Source organism: Conexibacter woesei Iso977N, assembly GCF_000424625.1.
Taxonomy (GTDB): Bacteria; Actinomycetota; Thermoleophilia; order Solirubrobacterales; family Solirubrobacteraceae; genus Baekduia; species Baekduia woesei_A.
Genome location: NZ_AUKG01000001.1, coordinates 1,012,534 through 1,038,597 on the forward strand (window position 1 = coordinate 1,012,534; position 26,064 = coordinate 1,038,597).

The 26,064-nt window shown below is 71.5% G+C and carries 28 protein-coding genes and 1 pseudogene; 6 read left to right on the forward strand and 23 right to left on the reverse strand.

What is annotated here, in order from left to right; translation table 11 throughout:
- Positions 1–36: 36 nt before the first annotated feature.
- Together sucD and sucC are read right to left on the reverse strand one after the other, a co-directional pair.
- On the reverse strand, positions 37–912 hold the full coding sequence (gene sucD, locus H030_RS0104950; protein ID WP_027005315.1) for a succinate--CoA ligase subunit alpha: 876 nt from the start codon (positions 910–912) through the stop codon (positions 37–39).
- Complete coding sequence (sucC, locus tag H030_RS0104955; protein WP_027005316.1) at positions 912–2,066, reverse strand: ADP-forming succinate--CoA ligase subunit beta; 1,155 nt, start codon at positions 2,064–2,066, stop codon at positions 912–914. Before sucC ends, sucD begins: the two co-directional genes overlap by 1 nt.
- A gap of 98 nt (positions 2,067–2,164) precedes the next feature.
- On the opposite strand from sucC, the gene H030_RS0104960 reads away from it, so the two are divergent.
- Genes H030_RS0104960 through H030_RS29360 form a run of 3 tightly spaced genes read left to right on the forward strand, consistent with a single transcriptional unit; the run spans position 2,165 to position 3,978 of the window.
- Positions 2,165–2,842 carry an HAD family hydrolase gene (locus tag H030_RS0104960; RefSeq protein ID WP_027005317.1) on the forward strand — a complete coding sequence of 226 codons (678 nt, stop codon included), beginning with the start codon at positions 2,165–2,167 and terminating at the stop codon, positions 2,840–2,842.
- Positions 2,843–2,851: 9 nt separating this feature from the next.
- Positions 2,852–3,631, forward strand: a complete 780-nt coding sequence (locus H030_RS0104965; protein ID WP_027005318.1) for an MBL fold metallo-hydrolase — start codon at positions 2,852–2,854, stop codon at positions 3,629–3,631.
- Positions 3,628–3,978: a VOC family protein gene (locus H030_RS29360; protein ID WP_035125878.1), complete on the forward strand. Its 351-nt coding sequence runs from the start codon at positions 3,628–3,630 to the stop codon at positions 3,976–3,978. The genes H030_RS0104965 and H030_RS29360 overlap by 4 nt, the downstream gene beginning before the upstream one ends.
- On the opposite strand, the gene H030_RS0104975 is transcribed toward H030_RS29360, so the two are convergent.
- The 6 genes from H030_RS0104975 to H030_RS0105000 form a co-directional block, all read right to left on the reverse strand.
- Complete coding sequence (locus H030_RS0104975; RefSeq protein WP_027005319.1) at positions 3,975–4,964, reverse strand: hypothetical protein; 990 nt, start codon at positions 4,962–4,964, stop codon at positions 3,975–3,977. The genes H030_RS29360 and H030_RS0104975 overlap by 4 nt on opposite strands.
- Positions 4,945–5,538 carry a DUF6036 family nucleotidyltransferase gene (locus H030_RS29365; RefSeq protein ID WP_051221724.1) on the reverse strand — a complete coding sequence of 198 codons (594 nt, stop codon included), beginning with the start codon at positions 5,536–5,538 and terminating at the stop codon, positions 4,945–4,947. The genes H030_RS0104975 and H030_RS29365 overlap by 20 nt, the downstream gene beginning before the upstream one ends.
- A gap of 124 nt (positions 5,539–5,662) precedes the next feature.
- Entirely contained in the window at positions 5,663–6,139 is a 477-nt protein-coding gene (locus H030_RS0104985) for a GNAT family N-acetyltransferase (RefSeq protein WP_027005320.1), read from the reverse strand.
- Positions 6,140–6,589: a DUF4442 domain-containing protein gene (locus tag H030_RS0104990; RefSeq protein WP_027005321.1), complete on the reverse strand. Its 450-nt coding sequence runs from the start codon at positions 6,587–6,589 to the stop codon at positions 6,140–6,142.
- 31 nt (positions 6,590–6,620) lie between these two features.
- Entirely contained in the window at positions 6,621–7,379 is a 759-nt protein-coding gene (locus H030_RS0104995) for an MBL fold metallo-hydrolase (RefSeq protein ID WP_196809005.1), read from the reverse strand.
- Positions 7,380–7,388: 9 nt separating this feature from the next.
- Positions 7,389–9,176, reverse strand: a complete 1,788-nt coding sequence (locus tag H030_RS0105000) for an acetyl/propionyl/methylcrotonyl-CoA carboxylase subunit alpha (RefSeq protein WP_027005323.1) — start codon at positions 9,174–9,176, stop codon at positions 7,389–7,391.
- A 242-nt stretch (positions 9,177–9,418) separates the two neighbouring features.
- Between H030_RS0105000 and H030_RS36345 the strand changes: the two genes are divergently transcribed.
- Positions 9,419–10,441, forward strand: a complete 1,023-nt coding sequence (locus H030_RS36345) for a DUF4915 domain-containing protein (protein ID WP_081690513.1) — start codon at positions 9,419–9,421, stop codon at positions 10,439–10,441.
- Between the two features lie 6 nt (positions 10,442–10,447).
- Here the strand turns inward: H030_RS36345 and cysC are convergent.
- Positions 10,448–10,918: pseudogene (gene cysC / locus H030_RS40035) on the reverse strand (adenylyl-sulfate kinase); the annotation flags it as partial.
- Positions 10,919–11,111: 193 nt separating this feature from the next.
- Here cysC and H030_RS29380 point away from each other — a divergent pair.
- The gene (locus H030_RS29380) at positions 11,112–11,843 is read left to right on the forward strand and encodes a hypothetical protein (RefSeq protein ID WP_051221727.1); all 732 of its coding nucleotides are present in this window, start codon (positions 11,112–11,114) and stop codon (positions 11,841–11,843) included.
- On the opposite strand, the gene H030_RS0105020 is transcribed toward H030_RS29380, so the two are convergent.
- The 11 genes from H030_RS0105020 to H030_RS36350 all read right to left on the reverse strand — a co-directional run bounded on the left by H030_RS0105020 (position 11,840) and on the right by H030_RS36350 (position 21,273).
- Positions 11,840–12,535: a hypothetical protein gene (locus H030_RS0105020; RefSeq protein WP_027005325.1), complete on the reverse strand. Its 696-nt coding sequence runs from the start codon at positions 12,533–12,535 to the stop codon at positions 11,840–11,842. The genes H030_RS29380 and H030_RS0105020 overlap by 4 nt on opposite strands.
- 23 nt (positions 12,536–12,558) lie before the next feature.
- Entirely contained in the window at positions 12,559–13,200 is a 642-nt protein-coding gene (locus tag H030_RS39520) for an HAD family hydrolase (RefSeq protein ID WP_231398414.1), read from the reverse strand.
- Positions 13,197–14,417, reverse strand: a complete 1,221-nt coding sequence (locus H030_RS0105030) for a sulfate adenylyltransferase subunit 1 (RefSeq protein WP_051221732.1) — start codon at positions 14,415–14,417, stop codon at positions 13,197–13,199. Before H030_RS0105030 ends, H030_RS39520 begins: the two co-directional genes overlap by 4 nt.
- Before the next feature lie 10 nt (positions 14,418–14,427).
- Complete coding sequence (gene cysD, locus H030_RS0105035) at positions 14,428–15,345, reverse strand: sulfate adenylyltransferase subunit CysD (RefSeq protein WP_027005327.1); 918 nt, start codon at positions 15,343–15,345, stop codon at positions 14,428–14,430.
- Positions 15,342–16,244 carry a sulfite exporter TauE/SafE family protein gene (locus tag H030_RS29390; RefSeq protein ID WP_051221734.1) on the reverse strand — a complete coding sequence of 301 codons (903 nt, stop codon included), beginning with the start codon at positions 16,242–16,244 and terminating at the stop codon, positions 15,342–15,344. The genes cysD and H030_RS29390 overlap by 4 nt, the downstream gene beginning before the upstream one ends.
- A gap of 15 nt (positions 16,245–16,259) precedes the next feature.
- Positions 16,260–16,871 carry a phosphoadenylyl-sulfate reductase gene (locus H030_RS29395; protein ID WP_035125881.1) on the reverse strand — a complete coding sequence of 204 codons (612 nt, stop codon included), beginning with the start codon at positions 16,869–16,871 and terminating at the stop codon, positions 16,260–16,262.
- Positions 16,859–18,688: a nitrite/sulfite reductase gene (locus H030_RS29400; protein ID WP_051221736.1), complete on the reverse strand. Its 1,830-nt coding sequence runs from the start codon at positions 18,686–18,688 to the stop codon at positions 16,859–16,861. The genes H030_RS29395 and H030_RS29400 overlap by 13 nt, the downstream gene beginning before the upstream one ends.
- 129 nt (positions 18,689–18,817) lie before the next feature.
- Positions 18,818–20,095: an RNA polymerase sigma factor gene (locus tag H030_RS40390; protein WP_027005328.1), complete on the reverse strand. Its 1,278-nt coding sequence runs from the start codon at positions 20,093–20,095 to the stop codon at positions 18,818–18,820.
- A 3-nt stretch (positions 20,096–20,098) separates the two neighbouring features.
- Positions 20,099–20,449: a YciI family protein gene (locus H030_RS0105060; protein ID WP_027005329.1), complete on the reverse strand. Its 351-nt coding sequence runs from the start codon at positions 20,447–20,449 to the stop codon at positions 20,099–20,101.
- Positions 20,450–20,563: 114 nt separating this feature from the next.
- Positions 20,564–20,791, reverse strand: coding sequence for a hypothetical protein (locus tag H030_RS0105065; protein WP_027005330.1), 228 nt, complete (start codon positions 20,789–20,791; stop codon positions 20,564–20,566).
- Between the two features lie 14 nt (positions 20,792–20,805).
- Positions 20,806–21,273, reverse strand: coding sequence for an FCD domain-containing protein (locus H030_RS36350; RefSeq protein WP_027005331.1), 468 nt, complete (start codon positions 21,271–21,273; stop codon positions 20,806–20,808).
- A 65-nt stretch (positions 21,274–21,338) separates the two neighbouring features.
- Between H030_RS36350 and H030_RS0105075 the strand changes: the two genes are divergently transcribed.
- Positions 21,339–22,286, forward strand: coding sequence for an ornithine cyclodeaminase family protein (locus tag H030_RS0105075; protein ID WP_027005332.1), 948 nt, complete (start codon positions 21,339–21,341; stop codon positions 22,284–22,286).
- Positions 22,287–22,301: 15 nt separating this feature from the next.
- On the opposite strand, the gene H030_RS0105080 is transcribed toward H030_RS0105075, so the two are convergent.
- The 3 genes from H030_RS0105080 to H030_RS0105090 are packed head-to-tail and all read right to left on the reverse strand — an operon-like array spanning position 22,302 to position 25,900.
- Positions 22,302–23,927, reverse strand: coding sequence for an alkaline phosphatase D family protein (locus H030_RS0105080; protein WP_027005333.1), 1,626 nt, complete (start codon positions 23,925–23,927; stop codon positions 22,302–22,304).
- 57 nt (positions 23,928–23,984) lie between these two features.
- Entirely contained in the window at positions 23,985–24,281 is a 297-nt protein-coding gene (locus H030_RS0105085) for an NIPSNAP family protein (RefSeq protein WP_027005334.1), read from the reverse strand.
- Between the two features lie 17 nt (positions 24,282–24,298).
- Positions 24,299–25,900, reverse strand: coding sequence for a Na+/H+ antiporter (locus H030_RS0105090; RefSeq protein ID WP_027005335.1), 1,602 nt, complete (start codon positions 25,898–25,900; stop codon positions 24,299–24,301).
- Positions 25,901–26,064: the final 164 nt, after the last annotated feature.

Below are 26,064 nucleotides of genomic sequence, written 5' to 3' on the forward strand. Positions count from 1 at the left end.
AGTGGAGAGCGACGCCAAGCGCCGCAAGCGGTCGTTCTACTGCTTGCCGAGCAGCTCGATGGCCAGCTCGGCCACCTGCGTCGGGGTCCGGCCGACCCTGACGCCCTTGGCCTCGAGGGCCTCGGCCTTGGCGGCCGCGGTGCCCTTGGAGCCGGAGACGATCGCGCCGGCGTGGCCCATCGTCTTGCCGGGCGGAGCCGTGAAGCCCGCGATGTAGGCGACGACCGGCTTGGTGACGTGCTCGGCGATGTAGTCCGCCGCGCGCTCCTCGGCGTCGCCGCCGATCTCACCGGACAGCACGATCAGCTCGGTCTCGTCGTCCTTCTCGAACAGCTCGATGACGTCGATGAACGACGTGCCCGGGACCGGGTCGCCGCCGATGCCGACAATCGAGGAGTTGCCGAAGCCGGCCTGGGCCAGCGTGTTGCCGATCTGGTAGGTCAGCGTTCCCGAGCGGGAGACGACGCCGACGTTGCCCGGCTTGAAGAACGACGCGGGGATGATCCCGACGTTCGCCTTGCCCGGCGACAGGATGCCCGGGCAGTTCGGCCCGACCAGGCGCGTGCCGGTGCGCTGCAGGTGCGTGTAGACGCGCAGCTCGTCGTGGGCCGGGATGCCCTCGGTGATGCAGATCACCAGCGGGATGCCGGCGTCGGCGGCCTCGAGGATCGAGTCGGCGGCGAAGCGCGGCGGCACGAAGACCATCGCGACGTTGGCGCCGGTCTGCTCGACCGAGTCCTGGAACGTGTTGAAGACCGGGATGCCCTCGACGTCCTGCCCGGCCTTGCCGGGGGTCACGCCGGCGACCACGTTGGTCCCGTAGTTCTTGTTGTTGGTCGCGTGGAACGTGCCCTCGCGGCCGGTGATGCCGGAGACGACCAGCTTGGTGTCGTTGTCGATCAGAACGGCCATCAGGCGTCCTCCCCCTTGGCCAGAGCCACGACCTTCTGGGCGGCCTCGTCCATCGTGGCCGCGGTGTGCACGTTCGGAAGCGCTGCTTCGGCGAGGATCTTGCGACCCTCGACGTCGTTGGTGCCGTCCAGGCGGACGACGAACGGGACCTGCGGGTTCAGCGTCTTGAACGCCTCGATGAGGCCGTTGGCGACCTCGTCGCAGCGCGTGATGCCGCCGAAGATGTTGAACAGGACGGCCTTGACGGCGTCGTTGCTCAGGATGACCTCGACCGCGGAGGTGATCGCCTCGGCCTTGGATCCGCCGCCGGCGTCCAGGAAGTTGGCGGGCGCGCCGCCGAACTGGGCGACGACGTCGAGGGTCGACATGACCAGGCCGGCGCCGTTGCCGAGGATGCCGATGTCGCCGTCGAGCTTGACGAACGTCAGCCCGCGCTCCTTGGCCATCTGCTCCTGCGGGTCCTCGTCGGAGGGGTCGCGCAGGTCGGCGTTGTCCGGGTGGCGGAACAGCGCGTTGTCGTCGAGCGTGACCTTCGCGTCGAGCGCGGCGACGCTGCGCTCGGGCGTGACGATCAGCGGGTTGACCTCGACGAGCATCGCCTCTTCGGAGATGAACGTCGCGTAGAGCTTGTGCAGGAACGCGCCGATCGGGCGGACGAGGTCGGCGTCGACGCCGGCCTTGAACGCGAGCTTGCGGCCGTGGAAGTCCTGGAAGCCGAGGAGCGGGTCGACGTGGAGCGTGGCGATCGCGTCCGGGTTGCTGTCGGCGACCTCCTCGATGTCCATGCCGCCCTGCGTGGAGAGCATGATCAGCGGGGCCTTGGCGCCGCGGTCGAAGACGATCGAGGCGTAGTACTCGCTCTCGATCTGCGGCGCGGCGGTCTCGATCCACAGCTCGTGGACGGTGAAGCCCTTGATGTCCAGGCCGAGGATGGCGTCGGCGGCGGCGCGCGCCTCGTCCTCGTCGTTGGCGATCTTGATGCCGCCGGCCTTGCCGCGGCCGCCGACCTTCACCTGTGCCTTGACGGCACATGGGAAGCCGATCTCCTTCGCGGCGGAGACGGCCTCGTCGACCGTTCGCGCCGGGCGTCCGTCAGGGACGGGGATTCCGTGTCGGGCGAAAAGCTGCTTGCCCTGGTATTCGAGCAGGTCCATAGGGAGCCTGGACGCTATTGAACGGGTGACGGTGATGCTTCCTGCCCGAACGACCTGACCGCCCGGCATGGCCCGGAAATGGCACAATGCCCAGCCGCATGGCACTCCCGAAGAACATCCAATGGGTCACGTTCGACGTGTACGGCACTCTCATCGACTGGGAGTCCGGCGTTGCTGATGCTTTCGAGCGGGAGGCGAAGAAGGACGGATTCACGATCGACCGGCAGCAAGTGGTCGATCTGTTCCTCGATGCGACCAAGGAGATCCAGAGCGGTTCGTACGAGCTCTACGCCGAGGTCCTGCGCCAGGCGGCGGTCAAGATCGCCAAGGAGATCGGGTGGCCGCTGGAGCCGTCGCGGTCCGGGTTCCTGCCGGATTCCGTCGTCCGCTGGGGCGCCTTCAAGGAGGCCAACCCGCAGCTGAAGAAGTTCCTGGGCAAGTACGAGACCGGGCTGATCTCGAACATCGACGACAAGCTCCTGGGGCTGACGCGGCGCCACATCCCGGCCGACGTCGACCTCGTCGTGACCGCCCAGCAGGTCCGGTCCTACAAGCCCGATCCCGCGCACTTCAACGAGTTCGCGCGGCGGATCGGCGGCAGGAAGGGCTGGGTCCACATCGCGTCCGGGCTCTACACGGACATCGAGCCGGCGACGAAGCTGAAGGTGCCGACGATCTGGGTCAACCGCCGCAAGGAGGAGATCCCGGCCGGGGGCAAGAAGCCGACGGCCGAGGTCAAGAACTTGCTGGAGGCCGCGAAGCTCCTCGGGCTGTAGGTCTTCGTCGTGCAAGTTGTCGCGCTTGATCCGGGCGTGATCGTGGCTCGGAGCGTCAAGTGGCAGACCACCTGCACGCTGCTGCACCGGGGGGACGAGACGTTCATCGTCGACTCCCCGGTGTTCCCGGACGAGCTGGACGCGCTGCCCGGGGTGCTCGGGCAGGCGGGCTGGGGGTTGTCGGGGCTGCTGGCGACGCACGCCGACTGGGACCACCTGCTGGCGCGGCTCGTGTTCCCGGAGGCGCCGTTGGGCGTCGCCGAGACGTCGGCCGCGCGGTTGCGCGCCGAGCCGGGCGTGGCGCAGCGGCGGTTGCGCGAGAGCGACGAGGACGACTACGTGACGCGCGAGCGGCCTTTGACGTTGGGCTCCGTCCAGGCGCTGCCGGTCCCGGGCAAGCTGGACCTGGGGGAGGACGCCGAGCTGGAGCTCCTGCCCGCCGACGGCCACACGGCCGACGGCATGGCGATCTGGGCGCCCTTCGCCCGGGTGCTCTGCGTGGGCGACTACATCTCGCCCGTCGAGATCCCGATGATCTCCGAGGGCGGGAGTCGCACCGCCTACCTGGCGACGCTGCTGCGGCTGGCGCCCTACGTCGAGCAGGCCGACTGGATCGTCCCCGGCCACGGCGCGCCGATCGACGCCCAGCGCGCGACGGCGATCCTGCGCGAGGACATCAAGTACCTGGAGTCGCTCTCGGTGGACAACCCGGACGCCGCGCAGCTCCCCCTGGCACGCCGCGATCGCATCCAGAAGCAGATCCACACCGAGAACCTCACCCGCCTGTGATCCACCACATCGCCCTCCCGACCCTCCGCGCGGACCTCTCCGCCGAGGTCGCGTTCTGGGCGCTGCTGGACTTCACACCCGTCGAACCACCCGAGTCGCTGCGGGCCCGCGCCACCTGGGTCCAAGCCCCCGGCGGCACCCAGATCCACCTGATGTACACGCCGGACGCCGCCCACGCCGGCCACGTCGCGGTGGTGGCACCCGAGTTCTCCACCACCATCACATCTCTTGAAGCCGCCGGCTTCGCCCCCGAGCCCCGAACCCCTCACTGGGGCGCTGCCCGCGCCTACGTCCGATCACCCGGCGGCCATCTCGTCGAGTTGATGGCCTTCCCGCCGGCCACCTAGCCGCGCAGCAGGTCGACGCATCGGTCGATCACGCGTTCCAGCTCGGCCATCGCACCGGGCGCTCGGACATCCTCATCGACGTCAACGTCCGCCCATCCGAGGTCGGATCCCACGGTCCTGAGGAGCTGGCGCGCGGAGCTCCCGAGCAAGTGGCCGCTCGCGCCGTCGCTTCGCAGCCACTCCAACATCGCGCCGAGCGCCCGCACCAGCTGGACCCACTCGACGTGGGCGGGGAACGTGGGCTCGGCGGACAGCAGCGTCGCCCATCGCTCACGGTCGATCGCGTAGCGCGCCTCGCGGTTCGCTCGCGCTGCGGAGACGAGCTGCGCGTCGGTCAGGCCGCGCAGCGCTTCGAGCACGTTGCCCTTGGTGTACGTGGCCGACCGGGTGATCACCGACGCGGTCGCGCTCGGCGCGTCGAGGCAGAGCAGCACCCGCACCGCCTCGGCGCGGGCGCCGGGCCCGAACATGCGGCGCAGGCGCAGGCCGAAGGCGATCGGCGCCTTGAGGTCCGGCGTGGCGGCCTTGCCGGATGGCGTGGCCGCCGGCCGCAGCCATCCGTGTTCGAGGAACGCGGGGTCGGGGTGCCGGAGCGGGAAGCCGTCGTCGAAGAACAGGCGCCTGGACTCGCCGGTCGGCTCGCGGTCGTGGTCGTCCGGTCCTGAGAAGCGAGCCTTCGGCCGATGCTGCGCGAGCCAGGTGAGCACTGCCTCGGCGAGCGTGGGGTCGGGGCTGGTCCGCGCGATCGTCCGCAAGCGCCGGACGCTGAGCAGCTCCTGGTTGTGGGCCAGCCAGTCGAGGATCTCGTCGAACAGCCGCGGGTCCGCGCGGGCGATGTCGAACGACAACACCAACAACGCCTCTAGGTCCTGCGCCCACGTGCTCCGCCGGGTCACCTTCGACAGCACGCCGAGCTGCGCCCACTCGTTCCAGGCGAAGTCGAGCAGCGCTTGCTCGAACCGGTCTCTAAGCGCCGAGGTCGGCATCCGTGACCCCGAAGTACGCCAGTGCCTCCTGCAGCGGATGCAAGAACCCCTCCGATGGATCGTGGCCGCGGGCCCAGCGCGCCGCGGCGATCAGCTCGTCCGGCTCGGGCCTCAACGCCTCCAGGTCGCGGAGGTGCTTGCCGGCCCGGTCGACCGCCGCGTAGAGCTTGAGGTGGACCTGGTCGAACCGCGACGCCCAGCGCACGGTGAGGGCCGGGCCGACGTGCTCGACGGTCCACCGGTCCTCGAACCCATCCGGGAGGCCGAAGCGCAGCATCGCGGCCGGACCGCTGTTGAGCCAGTCTTCGGTGACGCGCAGGTCTTCGGCGACCCGATCACGTGCCGCCACCAGTGCTGCCGGAAGTTCCTCAGCCGAGATCAGCCCGCCGGGCTCGGCCAGCGCGACGACGTCGACGTCCGCGGTCGACCGGCGTACGAGGTTCAACGTCAGCAGCGCCGAGCCGCCCACGACGACGAGGTCGTAGGCCTGGCCGGCCGCGCGCAGCAGCTCTTCGAGGGCAGACAGCAGCTCGTGCGCGGCGTCCGCGTCGGGGATCTGATCGCTCGCCACCATCTGAGTTCCGTATTACAGCATGATTCGTGCCGTAATACGGAACGATGCATGCTGAATTACAGAACGGAGGCGATCAAGGCGACCAACTCGCGCGCCGTCTGCGCGACGAGCGCCGCGGCGCTCACTACGCGTCCGGGCCGGCGTCCAGGTGGCGGCGCATGTAGAGGTCGCGCGGCGTCCCGGCGGTGAAGCCGAAGGACGTGTAGAGCGCGATCGCCGCCGGGTTCTCCTCGTTGACGTCGAGCTCCATGCGGCGGCAGCCGCGCTCCAGCGCGCGCTCGGTCGCGAGCTCCAGCATGGCGCGGGCCACGCCGTGGCCGCGGGCGGAGGCGTCCACGAAGACGTCCTCGACCAGGCAGTCGCCGCCCGCGCGCCAGATGCCCTGGCGGAAGCGCAGCTGCACGACCCCGCTCGCCGGCGAGTCCTCGTCCACGGCGCCCAGGACGTACTCGGTGTTGCGGTCCTCCAGCAGGTTCTCGACGCCGGCCAGGAACGCGTTGTCGCTCGGCCACGTCTTCCCCATGTGGTCGCGGAAGCCGATCAGCAGGCGCGCGACCGTCTCGGCCTCGTGCGGGCCGGCCTTCCAAGCTCTCGTTGCCACTTACGACTCCTTGCGGACGTTCCAGCGCACGGTCATGTCGGCGACGACGTCGCCGGCCCCGTCGGTGATCGAGACGTCGACCGAGAACGACACGGCGCCCTCGCGCTCGAGCTCGTCGAGCAGCTCCTTGGGGTCGGACCCCAGGACGCCGGTCGCGGTCAACACGCCGCGCGGGATCTTCTTGTAGTTGATGGTCGCGGCGTCCGGAGCGAGCTCCAGCGCCGGCAGGTCGCGCACGAAGGCGGCCGCGAACGCGGCACCCGACGCGGCCTGCCCCAGCGCGAACAGCGCCGACGCGTGCTGCGACCCGGTGTGGTTGCGCAGCGCCTCGTTGTCCGGCAGCCGCGCGACCCCGCGCCCGACCGCGACCTCGACGATCTCCAGCCCGAGGTGCCCGTTGAACGGGACCGCCTGCTCCATGCCGGCGCGAAGGGGCTCGAGATCCGCCATGGATGCGAGCCTAGCCGACGCGCCCCGCGCGCTACAGGTCGAGCAGCTCGAGCAGGTCGGTCGCGACCGTGACGTCGCCGTGGACGGCCGCGGCCTCGCGGTGCAGCGCGGCCTCGTCGGCCTTCGGCGGCACGTGGATCAGCACGAGCCTCTCCGCGCCGCAGTCGACCGCCACCTGCGCGGCGGCGGCCGGGACCGCGTGGCCCGGCGCGGCCGGCGGCCCCCAGGCGTCGTGGGCCAGGATCCGCGAGCCGCGGGCGAACTCCACGGTCAGCGGGTCGTCCTCGGTGTCGGTGCACCAGGTCAGCGCGTCGCCGACGCGCACGCCCAGCGTCGGGTTCGTGTGGCGGTCCTGGCGGCGTGTCCGGATCCCGAACGCCGCAGCAAGGCCACCAACATCCTCACCCACGCCCAGCTCGCCGACGGCGACCTCCAGCTGGGCCAGGTCGACCGGCATGATCGGCGGCGCGAACAGGCGGTTGAGGACGTCGCCCGTGGGCATGTCGTACAACTCGGCGCCCGGGCCGCGGACCGTGACGTCCATGTCCATCAACTCGGTCAGGTACGGCAGCCCGCAGACGTGGTCGATGTGGAAGTGCGTCAGCAGCACCTCCAGCCTCGTGCGGCCCTCCAGGAGCGACGCGCGGTCGGTGATCAGCCGCCGCAGGCCCGTGCCCGCGTCGACGACCACCGCCGCCTCGCCCGCGTCGTCGCGCAGCAGCAGCGACGACGTCTCCCGCGTGCCCGTGGGCACGAAGCCGCCGCTACCCAAGATGGTCGCGGCGGCCAACACGATGGTCTACTCGGCCGCCGCCGGCGACTTGATGACCGCGATCGGCGCGCCCGCCTGGATCGGCTCGCCCTCCTTGATGGAGAGCGACTCGATGACGCCGGCCTTGTGGGCGGTGATCTCGTTCTCCATCTTCATCGCCTCGATGATGCAGAGCAGCTGGCCCTCCTCGACCGTGTCGCCCTGCCTGACGAGCACCTTCCACATGTTGCCCTGCAGCGGGGAGACCAGCTCGTCGGCGCCGCCGCCACCGGACGACTTGCGCTCGCCGCGCTTCTTCGGGCCGGCCGCGCCGGCGGCACCAGCGCCGCCCGCCACGACCACGCCGCCGACCGGCGGCGGCCCGATCACCTTCACGTCGAAGCGCCGGCCGCTCACCTCCACGACGTAGCCCTGCTCGACGGTCTCGTCCTCGTCGTCGCTCGGCGGCTTCGGAGCGGGGAACGCCAGCTCCTTCAACCACGCCTTGTCCTCGACGAGGTCACGGCACGTCTCGGCGTTGCCCCACTGCTCCGACGCCAGCAGCGCCTTGTGGAACGGGATCAACGTCTTCAGCTCTTCGATCTCGTACTCGCCCAGCGCGCGCAGCATGCGCCTCGTGGCGTGCTCGCGATCCTTGTCCCAGACGATCAGCTTGGCGACCATCGGGTCGTACATCGGCGAGACCTCGCCGAACGGCCCGACGCCCGAGTCGACGCGCACGCCCGGCCCGCTCGGCTCCTTGTAGTTGCCGATCTTGCCCGGGGCGGGGGCGAAGTTGCGCGACGCGTCCTCCGCGTTGATGCGGCACTCGATCGCGTGGCCCCTGAGCTCGACGTCCTCCTGCCTGACCGTCAGCTCCTCGCCGGCGGCGGCGAGGATGCCCTCGCGGACGATGTCGACGCCCGTCGTCATCTCGGTCACGCAGTGCTCGACCTGGACGCGGGTGTTCATCTCCAGGAAGAAGTACTCGCCGTCCTGGAGCATGCCCTCGATCGTGCCGGCGCCGACGTAGTCGACGGCCTTCGCCGCGTCGGTCCCGATCTTGCCGATCTTCGCGCGCAGCTCCTCGTCCACGGCCGGGGCCGGGGACTCCTCGATCAGCTTCTGGTGGCGGCGCTGGACCGAGCAGTCGCGCTCGCCGAGGTGGATGACGTTGCCGTGCCTGTCGGCGAGGATCTGGACCTCGACGTGGCGCGGGTCCGGCAGGTAGCGCTCGAGGTAGACCGTGCCGTCGGAGAAGAACTTCTCGCCCTCGCGGCTGGCGCCCTCGAAGGCGTCCTTGAGCTTGTCCTCGGTCAGCGCGACGCGGAAGCCCTTGCCGCCGCCGCCGCTGGCCGCCTTGACGGCGACCGGGAAGCCGATCTCGTCCTTGGCGATCCGCATCGCGTCCTCGACGGTGTCGACCGGCTCGGTCGTGCCCGGGACGATCGGGACGCCGGCGGCCTGCATCAGCTCGCGGGCCTTGGTCTTCGAGCCCATCGCGTCGATCGCCGACGCGGGCGGGCCGATGAAGACGATCCCCGCCTCGTCGCAGGCACGTGCGAAGTCGGCGTTCTCGGCGAGGAAGCCATAGCCCGGATGGATGGCTTCGGCCCCCGATTCCTTGGCGACCTCGATGATCTTGTCGATCTTGAGGTACGACTCAGCTGCGGTGGGTCCACCCAGGAGGTAGGCCTCGTCGGCGCGCTGCACGTGCAGCGCGTCACGATCGAGCTCCGAGTAGACGGCGACGGACGCGATCCCCATCTCTTCCAGCGTGCGCATGACGCGGATGGCGATCTCGCCCCGGTTGGCGACCAGGACCTTGGTGAACATGCGGCGCGGAAGGCTATTTGATCGCCGCGTTCGGCGATCCGCCGACGAGTTGGGTGTGTTGTAGGCCTCACCCGGGCAGGGAGTCGCCGAAAGCACTTTCCGGGTCAGGACTTGCGCCGCAAGGCGCGAGATGGCCATTAGGGACACCACCTGGGCCACGGGCGGTGGGGGCGGGTCAGAGCGCTCCCGCCGCCCACCTTCTCTCGGGTCGGTCGTCAGGCCGCCTGCGATCATCCCCTGTCATGAAGGGGGAACATGTGCTGGTGGCGTCCGGTCTGGGCGCCGTGAGCGGTGGTGGGCTGTACGCGCTCACGCCCGGAGGAGGGGTGCAGCAGCTCGACGCGCGGAGCACGACGGGCTTCGCGGTGGAGCCCGGCGCCGCGCCGCGCCTGGCGCGGCTGCTGTGGACCGACGACGACGTCGAGGCGCCGGGGACGCTGCTGATCAGCGACGCGGCGGGCGACGAGACCGCGTGGACGATCGACGCGCTGCGCGAGCCGCACGGCGTCCTGTGGCGGGAGGACGGTGGCGGCCTGGTCGTGGTCTCGACGCTCACGAACGCGATCCTGTGGCTGGACCCGGACCGCCGCGAGGTGGTGCGGACGTGGACGGCGGACGCCGACGAGCCCGGCGACGCGTGGCACCTCAACGACCTCGTCGTCCACGACGGGCGCCTGCTGGCCAGCGCCTTCGGGCGCTTCCGGACCCACCGCGGGTGGGCGGCGGACGGCGCGCGCGACGGCGCCGGGATCGTCTTCGACGTCGCGACCGGCGCGGACGTCCTGCGCGGGCTGACGTGCCCGCACGACCCGACGCCGCTGGACGGCGGGTGGCTGGTGTGCGACTCGGCGTCGCGGCGGCTGCTGCGCCTGGACGCGGCGGGGACCGTCGAGGAGGCGGTGGACCTCGGCGGGTTCACGCGCGGGGTCGCGCACGACGAGGAGCACGTCTACGTCGGGATCAGCGCGCACCGGCTGGCGGGCGCCGACGAGGGGCGCGCCGCGGTCGTCGCGCTGGAGCGCGCGACGCTCGCGGAGGTCGCGCGCTGGGAGCTGCCGTGCCAGGAGGCGTACGGCCTCGGGTGGCTCCCGGCGGCGCTGGCCGAGGGCGTGCGCCGCGGTTCAGCGGCGGCTGCGGTCGGCGGCGACGGCGCTGTGGCTGTGGCGGGCGTCGCGGCTCCGGTCCCCGCCGGCGGCGCGGCCGAGCAGCGCGAAGACGCGGGCGGCGGACGTCTGCGGCGGTTCCTTCGCGGTCTTCAGCCGTAGGGCCGGCGCGATCGGCGGCTCGTAGGGGTCCGAGACGCCGGTGAACGCCTGCACCTCGCCGGCGCGGGCGCGTGCGTAGAGGCCGCGGACGTCGCGGTCCTCGCAGATCGCGGTGGGCGCGTCGACGTGGACCTCCAGGAACCGCTCGGCGCCGACGATCGCGCGGGCCTCGGCGCGGGCGGACCGGTACGGCGAGACGATCGCGACGATCGGGACCTCGCCCCGGGCGAGCGCCTTCAGCGCGGCGCGCGCGGCCCGGCGGGCCTGCTCGTGGCGGTCCGCGGCGGAGAAGCCGAGGTCGCGCGATCCGGCGGCCCGCAGCGCGTCGCCGTCGAGGATGCACGGCGTCCCGCCTGCCCCGCGGACGCGCTCGGCGAGGAGCTTGGCGATCGTGGACTTCCCCGCGCAGGGCAGGCCGGTCAGCCAGATCGCAACGGCCGGGAGGCCGCCTGGAGGTGTCGACGGGGGCTGGGTCAACGGCGGCAGCGTATGTGATCGTGGTGAGAGGCCATGAAGTCGGCGGCGCCTGGGGACACCGGCGTCTCCGGATGACCGGCGACCGGCCGCGGTATCACGCGATCCACCCGGAGTTGGCGTGTCGGCGCTCTGACAGGCGGCCCGCGTCCGTCCACCATCGGCTCGTGGGCTCCGGGTCCTCTACGGTCCGCCGATGAGCGACGCCGCCGGCTGGGCCGTCCTGCGCACCGCCGTCGCCGAGGCTCGCACCGCGCTCGGCGATCGCCTCGTCGCCGCCTACGCCCTCGGCTCGCTGGTCCACGGCGGCTTCGCTCCCGACGTCTCCGACGTCGACGGCCTGCTGGTCCTCGACCGCGCCGACGCCGCGGCGGCCGCAGCGATCGAGGCGGTCGTCGCGCGCCACCGCGACCAGCGGCTGTCGCTGTTCTGGGGCGACTGGGCGACGTTCGGCGCTCCGCCGGAGGCGGCGCGGCTGCCGCCGATCGTGCGGCGTGACCTGCTCGACTGCGGCGTCGCGGTCTTCGGCGACGCGCCGCCGGCGGGGCTGCCGCGGCCGACCGGCGACGACCTCGTCCGCGAGACCGCCGCGTTCGCCGCGGACTGGCTGGAGCGTCACGGCGGCGTCCCGGACCCGGACGCGCTGCTCGCCGCCGGGCGGCGTGAGACGACCAAGATGGTGTTGTTCCCCGTCCGCTTCCTGGCCACGACCCACGCCGGCTTGGCGGGCAGCAACGGCGAGGCGGTCGAGTGGTACGTCAACGCCGGCGGCCCGCACGCGCGCTTGGCCGCGGCCGCCCTGCGCTGGCGCACGTCGGAGATCGACGACCCCGCGCTGCTCACCGACCTCCCCGCGCTCTACGCCGAAGCCCTCGACGCGCTGCGCGCCCACCCCGCGGTGCCCGACGACGTGAAGGCGCGCCTCTAGGAGCGGCGCGAGCGCTGGCCGGTCGAGCGCTGCAGCGCGGCGGCGGTGGTGCGCGCCTCCTCCAGCTCGTGCTCGTTCAGATCCGCCTGCTCGACCGCGTGCGCGCCGGCGGCGGCGGCGAGGGCCTCGCGCTTGGCTGCGCCCTCCTGCGCCTCGACCAGCTGCTCGGCGGCCCGCGCGGCGTCGCGGGCGTCGAAGCGGCGTTCGAGGATCACCTCGGCGGCGTAGCGCGGGCGGCCCGGGACCTCGACCTGCTCCGGCCCCGGCTCCTCGTCCCAGCGCAGCGGGCGGTAGCGCCAGGTGTAGAGCCAGCCGTCGTCCTCGACGGTCACCGCGAACAGGTCGTGGACGAGGTCCGGGTCCTCGGAGCCCGCGTGCGGGCGCTTCTCCAGGACGTCGCGCAGCACGCTGCGCTGGCGCCACGCGCGCAGGAGCGGGAGCGTCCCCTCCGCGGTCACGTAGGCCCACATCACCGCGGCGCAGGCCAGCGCGAAGAGGCCCGCCACGATCCAGAACGCCATCAGCGTGATGCCCGTCGCGAGCCCGACCACGCCGACCCCGCTCGCGACGATGCCGATCGCGCCGGCCCCGCGCACCTCGATGCTCTGCCTCAGCGTTTCACGGCTCACATGGCGCCACGGGTGGCGGTAGGGCGCCATCAGCTCGGCGCGCTGCGCGGGGACGTCGGCCATCGGTCCGCGCAGGATACGGGCGCTCAGGCGACGAGCGCGAGCGCGTCGGCGAGTGTCCGGACGACATGGTCCGGCGCCAGGTCGGTGCGCGTCCACTCCTGGCCGTCGGCGATCCACGCGGTCGTCGCGCCGGCCGCGGCGCCCACGGCGACGTCCACGTCGGAGTCGCCGATCATCCACGCGCCGTCGAGCGCCACGCCGCACGCCTCCGCGGCCAGCTCCAGGATCCGCGGGTCCGGCTTGCGAACGCCCACCGTCTCGCTGACGATCGTCGCGTCCAGGAACGGTCCCGCGCCGATGCGCTCGAGCGTCCGCGGCTGCACGAGCGTCTCGCCGTTGGTGACGCACGCGACCTTCCAGCCCGCGGCCCGCAGCGCGCGCAACCGCTCCGCCACGACGCCCTCGACCGGCCGCATCGCCGTCCACGTCACGCGGCGGTAGTCCTCCAACAACTCCGGGACCGTCGCCTCCAGGCCGAAGCGCTCCCGCACGGCGCCGAGGAACTCGTCGCGCGGCGTGAAGCCCCGCGCGTTGCGCTCCAGCACCCACGCGCGGTCGTAGCCCTCCGGGAGCGTCGCGTCGGCCCAGACGCCGAACGCCGCGCCCCAGTCGACGAGCGTCCCGTCGAGGTCGAGCGCCAGCAGCCGGGCCGCAGGCTCGCTCAGGCGATCATCCCGCCGGCGACCGTGTCGTTGGTCGTCTCGTCGATCAGGATGAACGCGCCGGTCACGCGGTTCTGCGCGTACGGATCGGCGAGCAGCGGGCGGCGGGTCCGGATCCGGATGCGCCCGATGTCGTTCAACCCCAACTCGCTCGGCGGCGCGGCGCGCTCCAGCGTGTGGATGTCGACCACGTCGACGATCGAGTCGACGATCGCCTCGGCCGTGTGGGTCAAGTGCTTCAACAAGTACCGCGACCCCGGGCGCAGCGCGCGCTCGGCGAACCAGCACACGTCGGCCTCGAACTCCCGGACCGGCTCCGGCGCGCCCTCGGCGGCGACCAGCACGTCGCCGCGCGAGGCATCGACGTCGTCTTCGAGCCGGACGGTCACCGACTGCGGCGGGAACGCCTCCTTCAGCGGGCCGTCGAGCGTCTCGATCGCCGCGACGCGCGACCGCACGCCGCTCGGCAGCACGACGACCTCGTCGCCCGGCCGCACGACGCCCGACGCGACCTGCCCGGCGTAGCCGCGGAAGTCGTTGCCCTCGGAGCGGATCACCAGCTGGACCGGGAAGCGCAGGTCGGTCAGGTTGCGGTCGTCGGCGGGGTCGATCCCCTCCAAGTGCTCCAACAACGGCTTGCCGGCGTACCAGGGCGTGTTCTCGGACCGGTCGACCACGTTGTCGCCGGCCAGCGCGCTGATCGGGATGTACGTGATGTCGCGCGAGCTCAAGGACGACCGGAACGCGCAGAAGTCCCGGACGATCTCGTCGAAGCGCTCCTCGGAGAACTCGACCAGGTCCATCTTGTTGACCGCGACGACCAGGTGCGGGATCCCGAGCAACGACGCGATGAACGCGTGGCGCTTGGTCTGCTCGACCACACCATGGCGGGCGTCGACGAGCACGATCGCGACGTCCGCGGTCGACGCGCCGGTGACCATGTTGCGCGTGTACTGCACGTGGCCGGGCGTGTCGGCCAGGATGAAGTCCCGGGCCGGCGTCGCGAAGTAGCGGTAGGCGACGTCGATCGTGATGCCCTGCTCGCGCTCGGCGCGCAGGCCGTCGGTCAGGCGCGACAGGTCGAGCTCGCCGTCACGGCCGTTGAGGTCGGCGTACTGGTCGGCGAGGATCGCCTTGCTGTCGTGCAGCAGGCGGCCGATGAGCGTGGACTTGCCGTCGTCGACGGAGCCCGCGGTGGCGAGGCGGAGAAGCGTGGTCATAGAAGAAGTCCTAGAAGTACCCAGCGACCTTGCGGTCTTCCATCGCCGACTCCGACACGCGGTCGTCGGCACGGGTCTCGCCGCGCTCGGTCACGTTGGTCGCGGCGATCTCGGCGACGACCGCGTCCAGCGTCCTGGCCTCGGAGGCCACGGCGCCGGTGCACGAGATGTCGCCGACGGTGCGGTAGCGCACGTGCGTCTTGAACGGCTCGCCGTCGCGCGCGTCGCGCTCGATGAACTCGGAGTCGGCGTACAACATCCCGTCGCGCTTGAAGACCGAGCGCTCGTGGGCGAGGTAGATCGAGGGCACCTCGATCTGCTCGTCCTGGATGTACTGCCACACGTCGAGCTCGGTCCAGTTGGACAGCGGGAACGCTCGCACGTTCTCACCGCGCCGGACGCGCGTGTTGTAGATGTTCCACAGCTCCGGGCGCTGGGCCTTGGGATCCCAGCCGCCGAAGTCGTCGCGGAAGCTCAGGATCCGCTCCTTGGCCCGCGCGCGCTCCTCGTCGCGGCGCGCGCCGCCGAAGGCCGCGTCGAAGCCGTGCTCGGCGAGGGCGTCCAGCAACGTCGTCGTCTGCAGCCGGTTGCGCGACGCGCGCGGCCCGGTCTCCTCGACGACGCGGCCCTTGTCGATCGACTCCTGGACCGAGGCGACGATCAGCCGCTCGCCGAGGCGCTCGACCAGGTCATCGCGGAACGAGATGACCTCGTCGAAGTTGTGCCCGGTGTCGATGTGCATCAGCGGGAACGGGAACTTGCCGGGCCGGAACGCCTTCTCGGCGAGGCGCACGAGGACGATCGAGTCCTTGCCGCCGGAGAACAGCAGGACCGGCTTCTCGCGCTCGGCGGCGACCTCGCGCATGACGTGGATCGCCTCGGCCTCGAGGGCCTGCAGGTGCGACAAGGTGTGCTGGGACGGGCTCATGCGGGAGCGACCTCCGTGGGGGATGAGGCAGGTGCGGCGGGCGCGTTGGGCCGCACGCGGTGGATCAGCGCCGCGGCGGCGCCGACGATGCAGGGGACGCCGACGATCGTCCACGTCGGCAGGTCGACGCCGGCCTTCGTGAGCACGCCGAGGGCGGAGCCGAGCAGGACGCACCCGAGCGCCGGGCGCAGGACGACGGCCGGGACCTTGTCGATCAGCGCGGAGCCGATCAGGACGCCCGGCAGCGAGCCGACCAAGATGTTGGCCATGAGGCCGAAGTCGATGTTGCCGGCCACGAGCTGCGCCAGGCCGGCGGCCCAGAGCACGATCGCGGCGTGGAAGACGTCGGTCCCGACGACGCGGTGCGGCGTCAGGCGGAACACGAGGATCAGCGCCAGGCCGATCAGCGCGCCGGAGCCGACGCTCGTCAACCCCAGCAGGAACCCGAGGACCGCGCCGAGGCCGACCGCGCGGATCTTCACGGCCTGCGTCAGGAAGACCGACTCGCGCTCGCGGTCGACCGCGGCGCGCAGGAACAGCGCGCGGAAGAGCATCGAGACCGCCACGACCAGCAGCGCGACCGCGACGCCGGTCAGCAGGATCTCCGGCGAGTGCTTGAGCCAGACCTCGAGGACGATCACGCCCGCGACCGAGCCGGGCACGGAGCCGAACGCCAGCCACTTCGAGACGCCGAGGTCGACCGTGCCCTTCCTGAGGTGGCGCCAGCCACCGACCGTCTTCGTGACCGCTCCGTACGCCAGATCGGTCCCGATCGCCACGGTCGGGTGGATCCCGGCGAACAGGATCAGCAGCGGCGTCATGAGCGAGCCGCCGCCGATGCCGGTCATCCCGATGAGGATCCCGACGCCGAGGCCGAAGACGATGACGAGCGGGTCCAAGACCGGGTCAGTCCCTCAGACCACGTGGATGCCGCACTCGGTCTTGTCGGTCCCCGCCCAGCGGCCCGCGCGCCCGTCACCCGGCTGGGTGCAGGTGGCGCAGCCGATCGACGCGAAGCCCTGGTCGTGCAGCGGGTGGTACGGGAGGTTGCGCTCGAAGATGCGGTTCCAGACGTCCTTCTCGGCCCAGAACGCGAGCGGGTTGTACTTCCTGACGCCGGGGCGCTTGGCGTCGTCCTCGATCAGCTCGGTGTGCGCGCGCGTCTCGGCCTGGTCGCGGCGGATGCCGGTGACCCAGGCCTCCGCGTCGCCGAGCGAGTGCTCCAGGGCGGCGATCTTCAGCGGCGTGCAGCAGTGCTCCGGGCCGGTCCAGGGGTTGGACGGGTTGGAGGCGTCTTCCACATCGATGTGGACCCCGTAGTGCTCCTCGAACTTCTTCCAGGTCTGGAGGGTCTCGGGGAACAGCACGCCCGTGTCGATCGTCACCACGCGGGTGTGGGGCGCGAGCTTGAGGAGCTCGTCGAGGATGACCGACTCCTCCTTCTGGAACGAGCAGAGGAAGACGAGCCGCTCGTGCTGAGCGGCCGCCTGCAGCGTCTCGGTGAGCTGATCGCTCAGACTGCGCATTCGCCTTCGCCTCGCGCAACCACGTAGGGCTGGTCGCGGTCCCAGTCCATGAACATGTTCATGGTGTCCAGGCCGAACTCGACGGACATGGCGAGGTCGCCCTTGACCTCGTCCTCGAAGCGGGTCGTGCCGACGCGCTGCGCGTAGTCCCGGAAGGTCTCGGCGTCGCTCTCGCGCTCGGCCTCGTACATCCGGATCCAGCGCTCGACGGCCTCGGGCACGCGCTTGGCGGGCAGGCGGACCTTCAGGCGCGCGCCGTAGGCGACGGTGCCCTGCTCGTACTGGCCGCCGATGTGGGCGACGTAGGCCGGGATCGTGTGGTCGCCGACCTTGATCGACGCGCCGTAGAACCCCATGTCGGCGATGTGGTGCTGGGAGCAGCCGTTGGGGCAGCCGGAGTTCTTGATGTGGATGCGGCGCGACTGCGGGTCGCTGATCTCCATCTCCAGGAGCTTGCGGTTGATCGCCGCGTTCAGGCCCATGGAGGACGTGATCCCGAGCTTGCAGGAGTCGGTGCCGGGGCAGGAGACGTTGTCGGTGATCTCCTGCGCGCCCGCCTCGCCGAGGTCGATGGCCTTGAGCGCGTTCCAGACGTCGTAGACCTGCTCGTCGCGCACCCAGCGCAGGACGAGGTTCTGGCCGACGGTCATGCGCGCCCAGCCGCCGGAGTAGTCGCGCATGATCTGGCCGAGCGCGCGGAACTGGTCCGGGGTGAGGTCGCCGCGGTAGACCTTGATCTCGACGGCGTTGTAGCCGTCCTGGCGCTGGGCGACGACGTTGGACTCCTTGAAGCGCTCGAAGGCGGCGCGGTCCTCGTCGTCGGTGGGCTCGCCGGCGGGGGCGCTGGGCGCTGCGGGGGCGCCGGCCTCCTCGTCGATGTCGAAGCGGCGCGCGATGACCGAGAAGTCGCGCTCGGCGACCCAGTCGCCCTCGAGCTGCTCGTCGACCTGCTTGCGCAGCTCGTCGATGCCGAACTTGTCGACGAAGACCTTGATGCGGGCGCGGGCGCGGTTGACGCGCAGCCAGTCCTGGGCGTCGAAGATCCGGAAGACGGCCTCGGCGACCTTGAGGTAGTCGCCGTTGTCGGCTTCCACGAAGTCGTAGAGGGTCGGCGCGATGCGCGGCATGATCGACGTGCCGCCGCCGACCCGGACCTCGAAGCCGCGGACGCCCTCGTCGTTGTACTTCGAGATGAAGGCGATGTCGTGGATGCCGGTGATCGAGCGGTCGGCGTCCGGCGTGCCCTCGAAGGCGGTCTTGATCTTGCGCGGCATCAGCTGCGTCGTCGGGTGGCGGACGAAGTAGCGGACGTAGGCGCCGACGTAGGGCGTGGGGTCGAAGACCTCGCCCTCGAGGATGCCCGCCCACGGGTCGCCGGTGACGTTGCGGACCGTGTTGCCGCAGCCCTCGCGGGAGGAGAGGTTGGCGTCGGAGAGCTCGCGGATGAGCTTGGCCGCGTCGCGGAGCGGGACGTGGTGGATCTGGATGTTCTGGCGCGTCGTGATGTGGCCCTTGTTCAGCGGCGCGTACTTCTCGACGACCGACCCGAAGGCGTCCATCTGGTCCGGCGTGACGCCGCCGAACGGGAGCTTGACCCGGATCATCTGGACGTCGGGCTGGCGCTGCCCGTAGACGCCCTGCTTCAGGCGGAAGCCGATGAACTCGTTCTCCGGCGTGTCACCGGCCAGGAACTTCTCCGCTTCGTTGTCGAAGTCGTCGAACTCCTGGGCGATCGCCGGGATGATGTGTCCGGGGACGTTCTCGTAGACCTCGGGGTTCGCGAGGGTCCCCTTGCGGCCAACGGTGGTGGGCTCCATGGGCGGCAAGGTAGCAAATCCCGATTGCAAATCCACCCTTTGGGTTTGCCGCGTCGGCAAGCGAATTTCCGCACGGTTCCGGTGCAGAAACGCCCCGCCACGCCACATCTCTCGCTACACGCGGCATCGCTACGCCGTGGCAGCGCGACCGCTGGCGTCCGCGGCCACACTGGCGGCGCGGCGGCGGAGGAGCTCGGCTTTCTCGACGGCGTTGGAGGTTGAGGCGATGGCGAGGTCGTAGGCGAGTGTGGCGGCGGTGGGGGAGCCGGTGCGGAGGAGGAGGTCGGCGTGGGTGGCGTGGAGGGGGGTGTAGGTCGCGAGGGTTGGGTCGGAGAGGAGGGGGGTCAGGAGGGTGAGGGCGGCTTGGGGAGAGCCGGCGAAGGAGAGTGCCGCCGCGTGGTTGATGCGGACCGGGGCGGAGGGGGTCAGGGAGAAGAGCTGGGCGTAGAGGGAGGCGATCGCGGGCCAGTTGGTTGCGTCGAACGAGGGAGAGGTCGCGTGGATGGAGGCGATCGCGGCTTGGAGCTGGTAGGGGCCCGGGGTGTGGAGCGCGGCGGCTTGTTGTAGGGCTTGGTTGCCTTCGCGGATGCGGCCGGCGTCCCAGAGGGAGCGGTCCTGGTGCTCCAGTGAGACGTAGGTGCCGTCGGCCGAGACGCGGGCTGTGCGGCGGGAGTCGTGGAGCAGCATCAACGACAACAACCCGAGCGCCTCGGGGTCGGTGGGGAGGAGGTTGACCAGGAGGCGGGCGAGGCGGATGGCTTCGGAGCAGAGCTCGCCGCGGAGCAGGCGGTCGCCGGAGGTTGCGGAGTAGCCCTCGTTGAACACCAGGTAGATGACGGCGAGCACGCCGGACGTGCGTTCCGGCAGCAGCTCCGGGGGCGGCACGCGGTAGGGGATGCGCGCCGCCGAGATCTTCCTCTTGGCCCGGGTCAGGCGCTGGTACATGGTCGGCTCGGAGACCAGGAACGCTCGGGCGACCTCAGCGGTCGTCAGGCCTCCCAGTAGCTTCACGGTCAGCGCGACACGTGCCTCCAGCGCCAGCGCCGGGTGGCAGCAGGTGAAGATCAGGCGGAGGCGGTCGTCCGCGAGGGGCGACGGCTCGGGGTCGTCCGGAGGGTCGAAGCCCGAGGTGTCCTGCTCGGCCAGCCGCGCGAGCCGCTCGATCCGGTCCGCCAGCCCGCGCTCGCGCCGCAGCCGGTCGATCGCCCGGCGCCGCGCCGCCGTCGTGATCCACGCACCCGGCCGGTCCGGGACGCCGTCGCGCCCCCACGTCGCGACCGCCGCCGCGAACGCGTCCTGCAGCGCGTCCTCGGCCAACCCGAAGTCCCCGACCTGGCGGATCAGCGTGGCGAGGATCGCCGGGCCCTCCTCCCGGAAGGCCCGGCCGATGGCGTCCTCGTCCGGCAACGCCTACAACGAGGCGACGGGTGCGGCGTTGGACACCATCACCGGCCGGACCTCGACCGACCCGGTCTCGATGTTCGGCATCCTCGCCGCCCAGCCGAGCGCGGCGTCGAGATCCGGGACGTCGATGACGTAGTAGCCGCCGAGCAGCTCCTTGCTCTCGGCGAACGGCCCGTCGGTCACGAGCGTCTCGCCCTCGCGCACCCGGACCGTCGTGGCGGTCTCGCCGCCCTGCAGCCCGGCCCCGGAGACCATCGCCCCGGACTCCACCAGCGCCGTCGTGTACGCCGTCCACGCCTCGGGCGTCGCGTGCAGGTCCTCGTCGACCGGGAAGTTGATGAGCAGCATGTACTGCATGTCGGTGCCTCCGTTGACTCGTGTCGCGTCGGCCGGCGATTCCGGCCGTTCGCATGGTCGACGGTCGGCGCCGCGAGATTCGACAGCGCGCGCCGAAGCTGGCGCGTAGGCGCTCTAGTTGCCCCAGGGCACCGGGTCGCCCCAGGGCGACGGCGCGTCCGGCTCGCGGCCGGTGGACTCCAGCAGCGCGGCGCGCTGCCAGGGGTTCGGCTTCTCGGGCGCCGCGACGAGCACGGGCGCGTAGTCGCGCAGGAACTGCTCCAGCGCCGCGACGACCGCGGCCGCCTCCTCCGGGGAGGCCGACGGCGCGACGATCTCCAGCTGCGGGCGGCGGTTCGGCATCGCCCGGAAGCCTATTACGCGACGGCCGGCTGGCGCTCCACGATCGCGGCGAGCGCCTCGCCCGCGTCGGTGTAGGACGCCTCGACCAGCTCGACGGCCCGCTCGACGTCGCCGGACTCCAGCGCCTCCAGCGTCTCCGGGTGCGTGTTCCCGCTCGGGTCGAACGACTTGCGCGTGAACAGCCACAGGTCCATGCGCTTCAGCCGCGGCATCATCAGCTCGACGCCGACGCTGAGGTCCGGATCGCCCGCCCGGTCCAGGAAGACGCGGTGGAACGCGTCGTCGGCGGCGATCGCCGCGTGCACGCGGCCCTCGGCCAGCGCGTCGGTGAACTCCGCGTCGAGCGCCCGGAGCCTGCGGAAGTCGGCGGGACGCAGCCTCGGTGCGGCCAGGCGCACCGCGGTCCCGTGCATGCCGCCGGTGGTCGCGAACGCCTCGCGCGCCAGGCCGAGGTCAAAGGGAATGGGCTCCGCAACGGTCATCAGGAACGTCAACGCTACGCCCGCGCGTAAGTGACGGGGGTGCGGCTGGTTCTACTCTTCCGGCCATGCCGGCCGTACCCGTCCTGGACCACGAAGCCGTTCTCGCCGCCGTCTCGCCGCGTGTGGCGATCGACGCGACGCGCGAGGCGTTCCTGCGCCACCGCCGCGGCGAGTGGCTGATGCCGGCGAAGGTCTACCTGGAGGCGCCGCCCCACGGCGACTTCCGTGCGATGCCCGCGCTCGGCGACGGGCTGGCGATCCTGAAGTGGATCTCGTCGTTCCCGTCCAACCCCGCGCGCGGGCTGCCGACCGTGATGGGGACGCTGCTCGTCTCCGACGCCGAGACGAGCCAGCCGCTGGCGATCCTCGACGCGCGCGCCGTCACGGCGCTGCGCACGGGCGCGGTCGCGCCGGTCGCCGCGCGGGCGCTCGCGCGCGACGGCGCCACGACCGTCGGGATCGTCGGCTGCGGCCTGCACGGCGCGTGGACCGCGCGCTGCCTGGCCGCCGACGGCTACGGCCCGGGCGTGTGCTTCGACCCGCGCCCGGAGGCGGCGCAGGCGCTGGCCGACGAGCTCGGCTGGACCGTCGGGACCCGCGAGCAGGCGCTCGACGCCGAGGTCGTCTGCTGCATCACGCCGGGCGCCGAGGTCGTCGTCGACGCCGGCGACCTGCACCCCGGTCAGCACTTCAACATGCTCGGCGCCGACGGCCCCGGCAAGGCCGAGGCGACGATCGGTGCCGTCGCCTCCTGCGCGCTGTTCTGCGACGAGTGGGCCCAGGCCTCGCACGGCGGCGAGCTGACCGGCGCGGTCGAGGAGGGCCTCGTGACCCGCGACCGCGTCACCGACCTCGGCGCCGTCCTGGCCGGCGAGGTCCCCGGCCGCCCGGGCCCGGAGGCCGTGACGCTGTTCGACTCCACCGGCCTGGCGATCCAGGACCTGGCGATCGCCAGGGCGGCGGTGCAGGCGCTGCGCGACGGCGTCGTCGACGCGCAGCAGATCAACCTGTAGGACTCGCTGGGCGGCCTACGCCCTGGGGCCGTGCTGGCCCTTGATCGACGGCGACCCCGGGGCGACGTGGTAGGTCCAGTCCGCCGACGGGAGCTTCTTGGTGGACTTCTTCTTGATGGTGTCCATGCGCACCATCTCGCAGGTGAACCCGGACCCGGAGGCGGTCACCGAGCCGAAGCCGTGGTGGTCGAAGTCGGCGTTGTCGACCTGCGGGTTGATGCCGCGCAGCGCGTCGATCAGCGCGGGCGCGGTGCTCGGGTTGGTGTCCCTGCCCCTGATGACCGTGCCGCCGCCCGCGTCGAGGTTCGTCTCGCCCAGCGACTGGGACGTGATCGAGCCGCCGACCAGCTCGCAGGCGACGGTGTCGCCGGTCGACCCGTCGCCGGTCTTGACGTCGCCCGCGATGAACGTGTGGATGTCGCCGGTGACGAACACCACGTCGTTGATCCTCTGGTCGCGGATGTGGGTCAGCAGCTCCTCGCGCTCCTGCGGGTAGCCGAGCCAGTTGTCGTAGGTGTAGTTGGCCGGCGGGTTGCCGAGCACGCGCGTCGGCATGATCGTCACCTCGTTGGCCATCACCTTCCACTTGGCGGTGGACCTGTCCAGCGCGCCCTTGAGCCAGTTCATCTGCGGCCGGCCGAGGAAGTCGCGCGGCTGGTTGTAGTCGGCGCACGGCGCGACGACCGCGTCGTCGCAGGGCTGGTTGTCGCGGTAGGAGCGCTGGTCCATGATGAACAGCTCGACGTTCCTGCCGAACTTGAGCGACCGGTACAACTTGGTCCCGCCCGGGAACGCCGGCATCGACTCGAAGAACGCCCGCCGCGCCGCGGCCTTGCGCCTCAGCGAGAAGTGCTTGCCGGGCGGGAGCCCGCCGTCGGCCGGCTTGCCCGCGTAGTTGTCCTGGACCTCGTGGTCGTCCCAGAGCATGACCATCGGGAACTTGGAGTGGACCGCGCGCAGCAGCGGGTCGGACCGGTACAACATGTACTTGTCGCGGTAGTCCTGCAGCGTCACGGCCTCGCGCACGATGTCCGGGTTGGTCGGGTTGTCGCGCCCGATCCTGTCGTCGCGCACCGCGGTGCCGTCCTTGACCGAGTGATAGGACTCGGCGTAGATGTAGTCCCCGAGGCAGACGACGAAGTCGTAGTCCTCGTCGGCCATGACGTCGAGCGCGTTGTACCAGCCGTGCGTGTAGTCCTGGCAGGAGAAGAACGCGAACTTGACCGGCGCGTTGGAGTCGGCCGGCAGCGCGGTCCGGAAGCGCCCGACGGCGGAGTCCGCCGACTTCGAGGAGAAGCGGTAGTAGTACTCCTCGTGGGCCTTCAGGTTCTCCACGCGCGCCTTGACGGCGTAGTTGGAGGCCGAGCCCGTCTTGATGTCCTTGCGCGCGACGACGTGGCGGAAGGACTTGTCCTTGGCGACCTCCAGCTCGATCGAGCCCGAGCCGCCCCCGCCGTGCGGGTCGAACCGCGTCCAGAGGCTGATGCCCTTGGTGGTCGGGTCGCCCGCGACGACCCCGTCCGGGAACCTGCCGCCCTTCAGCGGCTTGGCCGCGGCCAGCGTCGTGGCCAGCGAGGTGGGGACGAGGACGGTCGCGGCGGCGCCGGCCCCGCGGAGGACGAACTGGCGACGGGTCTGCATGGCGCGAACCTACCGCCACGGCGCGTACCGCGTGTGAACTTCGTCGCCGCGCGGGCGTCAGCGCGCGACGGGCGCCAGGACCTTCGTCTCCCAGCTGTCCATCAAGTCATACGGGTTGCGCGGGACCGACTGGCGCTCGGGCGAGTCGTAGTAGGCCCTCTCGGCGGCGTCCCAGCCGTCAGGCGCGGCGTGGGAGACGACCCAGACGAACGTGCCGTCGTCGGCGTCGTTCCAGGCACCGAGCACCTCGTAGCCGTTGGCGGCGCGCGCCGGGACGACGTGGTCGCGCCAGAGCGCCAGGAACTCCTCCATCTGGCCCGGCTTGATCTTGTAGGTGCGCACCTGGACGAGCATGGGCGGCAGCCTAGCCGTCAGACCTCCAGCCGGGACTCCTCCAGGTCGATCTCGCGCTCGATCCGGCGCAGCACCTCGCTGGAGATCGCGCGCTCGTCGCGCAGCCGCACGAGCGCGTCGCGCTGCGCCGCGTAGATCTCGTGCAGCAGGCGCTGGTAGCGGCGCGAGCGCTCCTCGGTCCCGCCGTCGAGGTCCTGCTCGGGGTCCTCGAGCTTGCCCGCGCGGATCTTGAAGCGCCGGCGCCGGAACTCGTAGAGCTGGCGCACGCGGTTGACGGTCTCCTCGCGCGTCCAGTCCTCGTCGGCGAGGTCGTCGATGCGCTCCAGCGCGGCCGAGGCGATCGCCAGGCGGGCGTGCAGCTCCTCGGCCTCCTCCTCGGCGGGGTCCTCGACGACGCCGAGCTTGCGGATCAGCCACGGCAGCGTCAGGCCCTCGCCGACGACCGTCACGAGGATCAGCGCGAACGTCGTGAACAGGATCAGCGCGCGGCCGGGCAGCGGGTCGCCGTCGTGGGTGGTGAGCGGCAGCGCCAGCGCGGCGGCCAGCGAGACCGCGCCGCGCATCCCGGACCAGCCGCCGACGATCCGGGTCTGCCAGGACGCGCGGCGCGCACGTTGCGAGTCGCGGCGGTCGAGCGTCCGGATCACCGCGGTGACGAAGAAGTTGTAGGCGAAGCGTGTTGCGATCACCGCGGCGCAGACCGCGGCCGCGTCGCGCAGGACCTCGGCGGCGGGGATGCCGTGGAGGCCGTCGACGATCGACGGGAGCTGCAGGCCGATCAGGATGAACAGCGTCGCGTTGAGCAGGAACGCGATCAGCTGCCACAGCGCCTCGGCCTGCATGCGCGACTCCGGCGTCGCGATCTCCGGTGCGCGGAAGCCGATGTAGACGCCGCAGGTGACGACCGCCAGGACGCCGGACACGCCGAGCTCCGAGGCCGGCACGAACGCGCCGTAGGCGGAGAACAGCGAGATCGTCAGCTCGGTGTTGACGTCGGTCGTGCGGCGGCGCACCTGGGCGATGACCCAGCCGATCGCGAAGCCGATCGCGATCCCGCCGCCCGCCTCCAGGAAGAAGTCGCCGACCGTCGCGGCGGCCGAGACGGTCGCGCCGACCGCGGCGGCGACCGCGACCTTGTAGGCGACCAGCGCGGTCGCGTCGTTGAACAGCGACTCGCCCTCGAGGATGTTGACCAGCCGCCGCGGCGCGCCGACGCGGCGCATGATCGCGGTCGCCGCGGCCGGGTCGGTGGGGGAGACGATCGCGCCGAGCGCGAACGCCATCGCCCACGGCAGGTCCATCAGCTCGTGGCCGATGACCGCGACCGAGCCGATCGTGACAAGCACCAGCCCGACGGCCTGCAGCGAGATCACCCGCGCATCGGCCCGCAGTGCGCGCAGGTCGGCGAAGAACGCCGAGGAGTACAACAACGGCGGCAGGAACACCAACAACACCAGGTCGGGGTCGAGCTGCACATCCGGGATCCCCGGCACCAACCCCAACAACAACCCACCGAGCACGAGCGGGATCGGGTACGGGACGTTCAGCCAGTTGGCGAGCGCGTTCAGCCCGGCCGCGCTGACGAACAGCGCGGCGATGACGATCTGGAGGTTCCCCACGGCTCGGCATTCTGCCGCGCCGCGCCGGCCAAGCCCATCAAGTGACGCGCCCTCTTCCTCCCATCGGGCGCCATCGCCGGTGGCCGCGCTTCTCGCCGGTGGTCGCGCCGACCTCTTGCCTATCGGTCGCGAAACCCCCGTGGCTCAGCCATCTGCGCACAGCT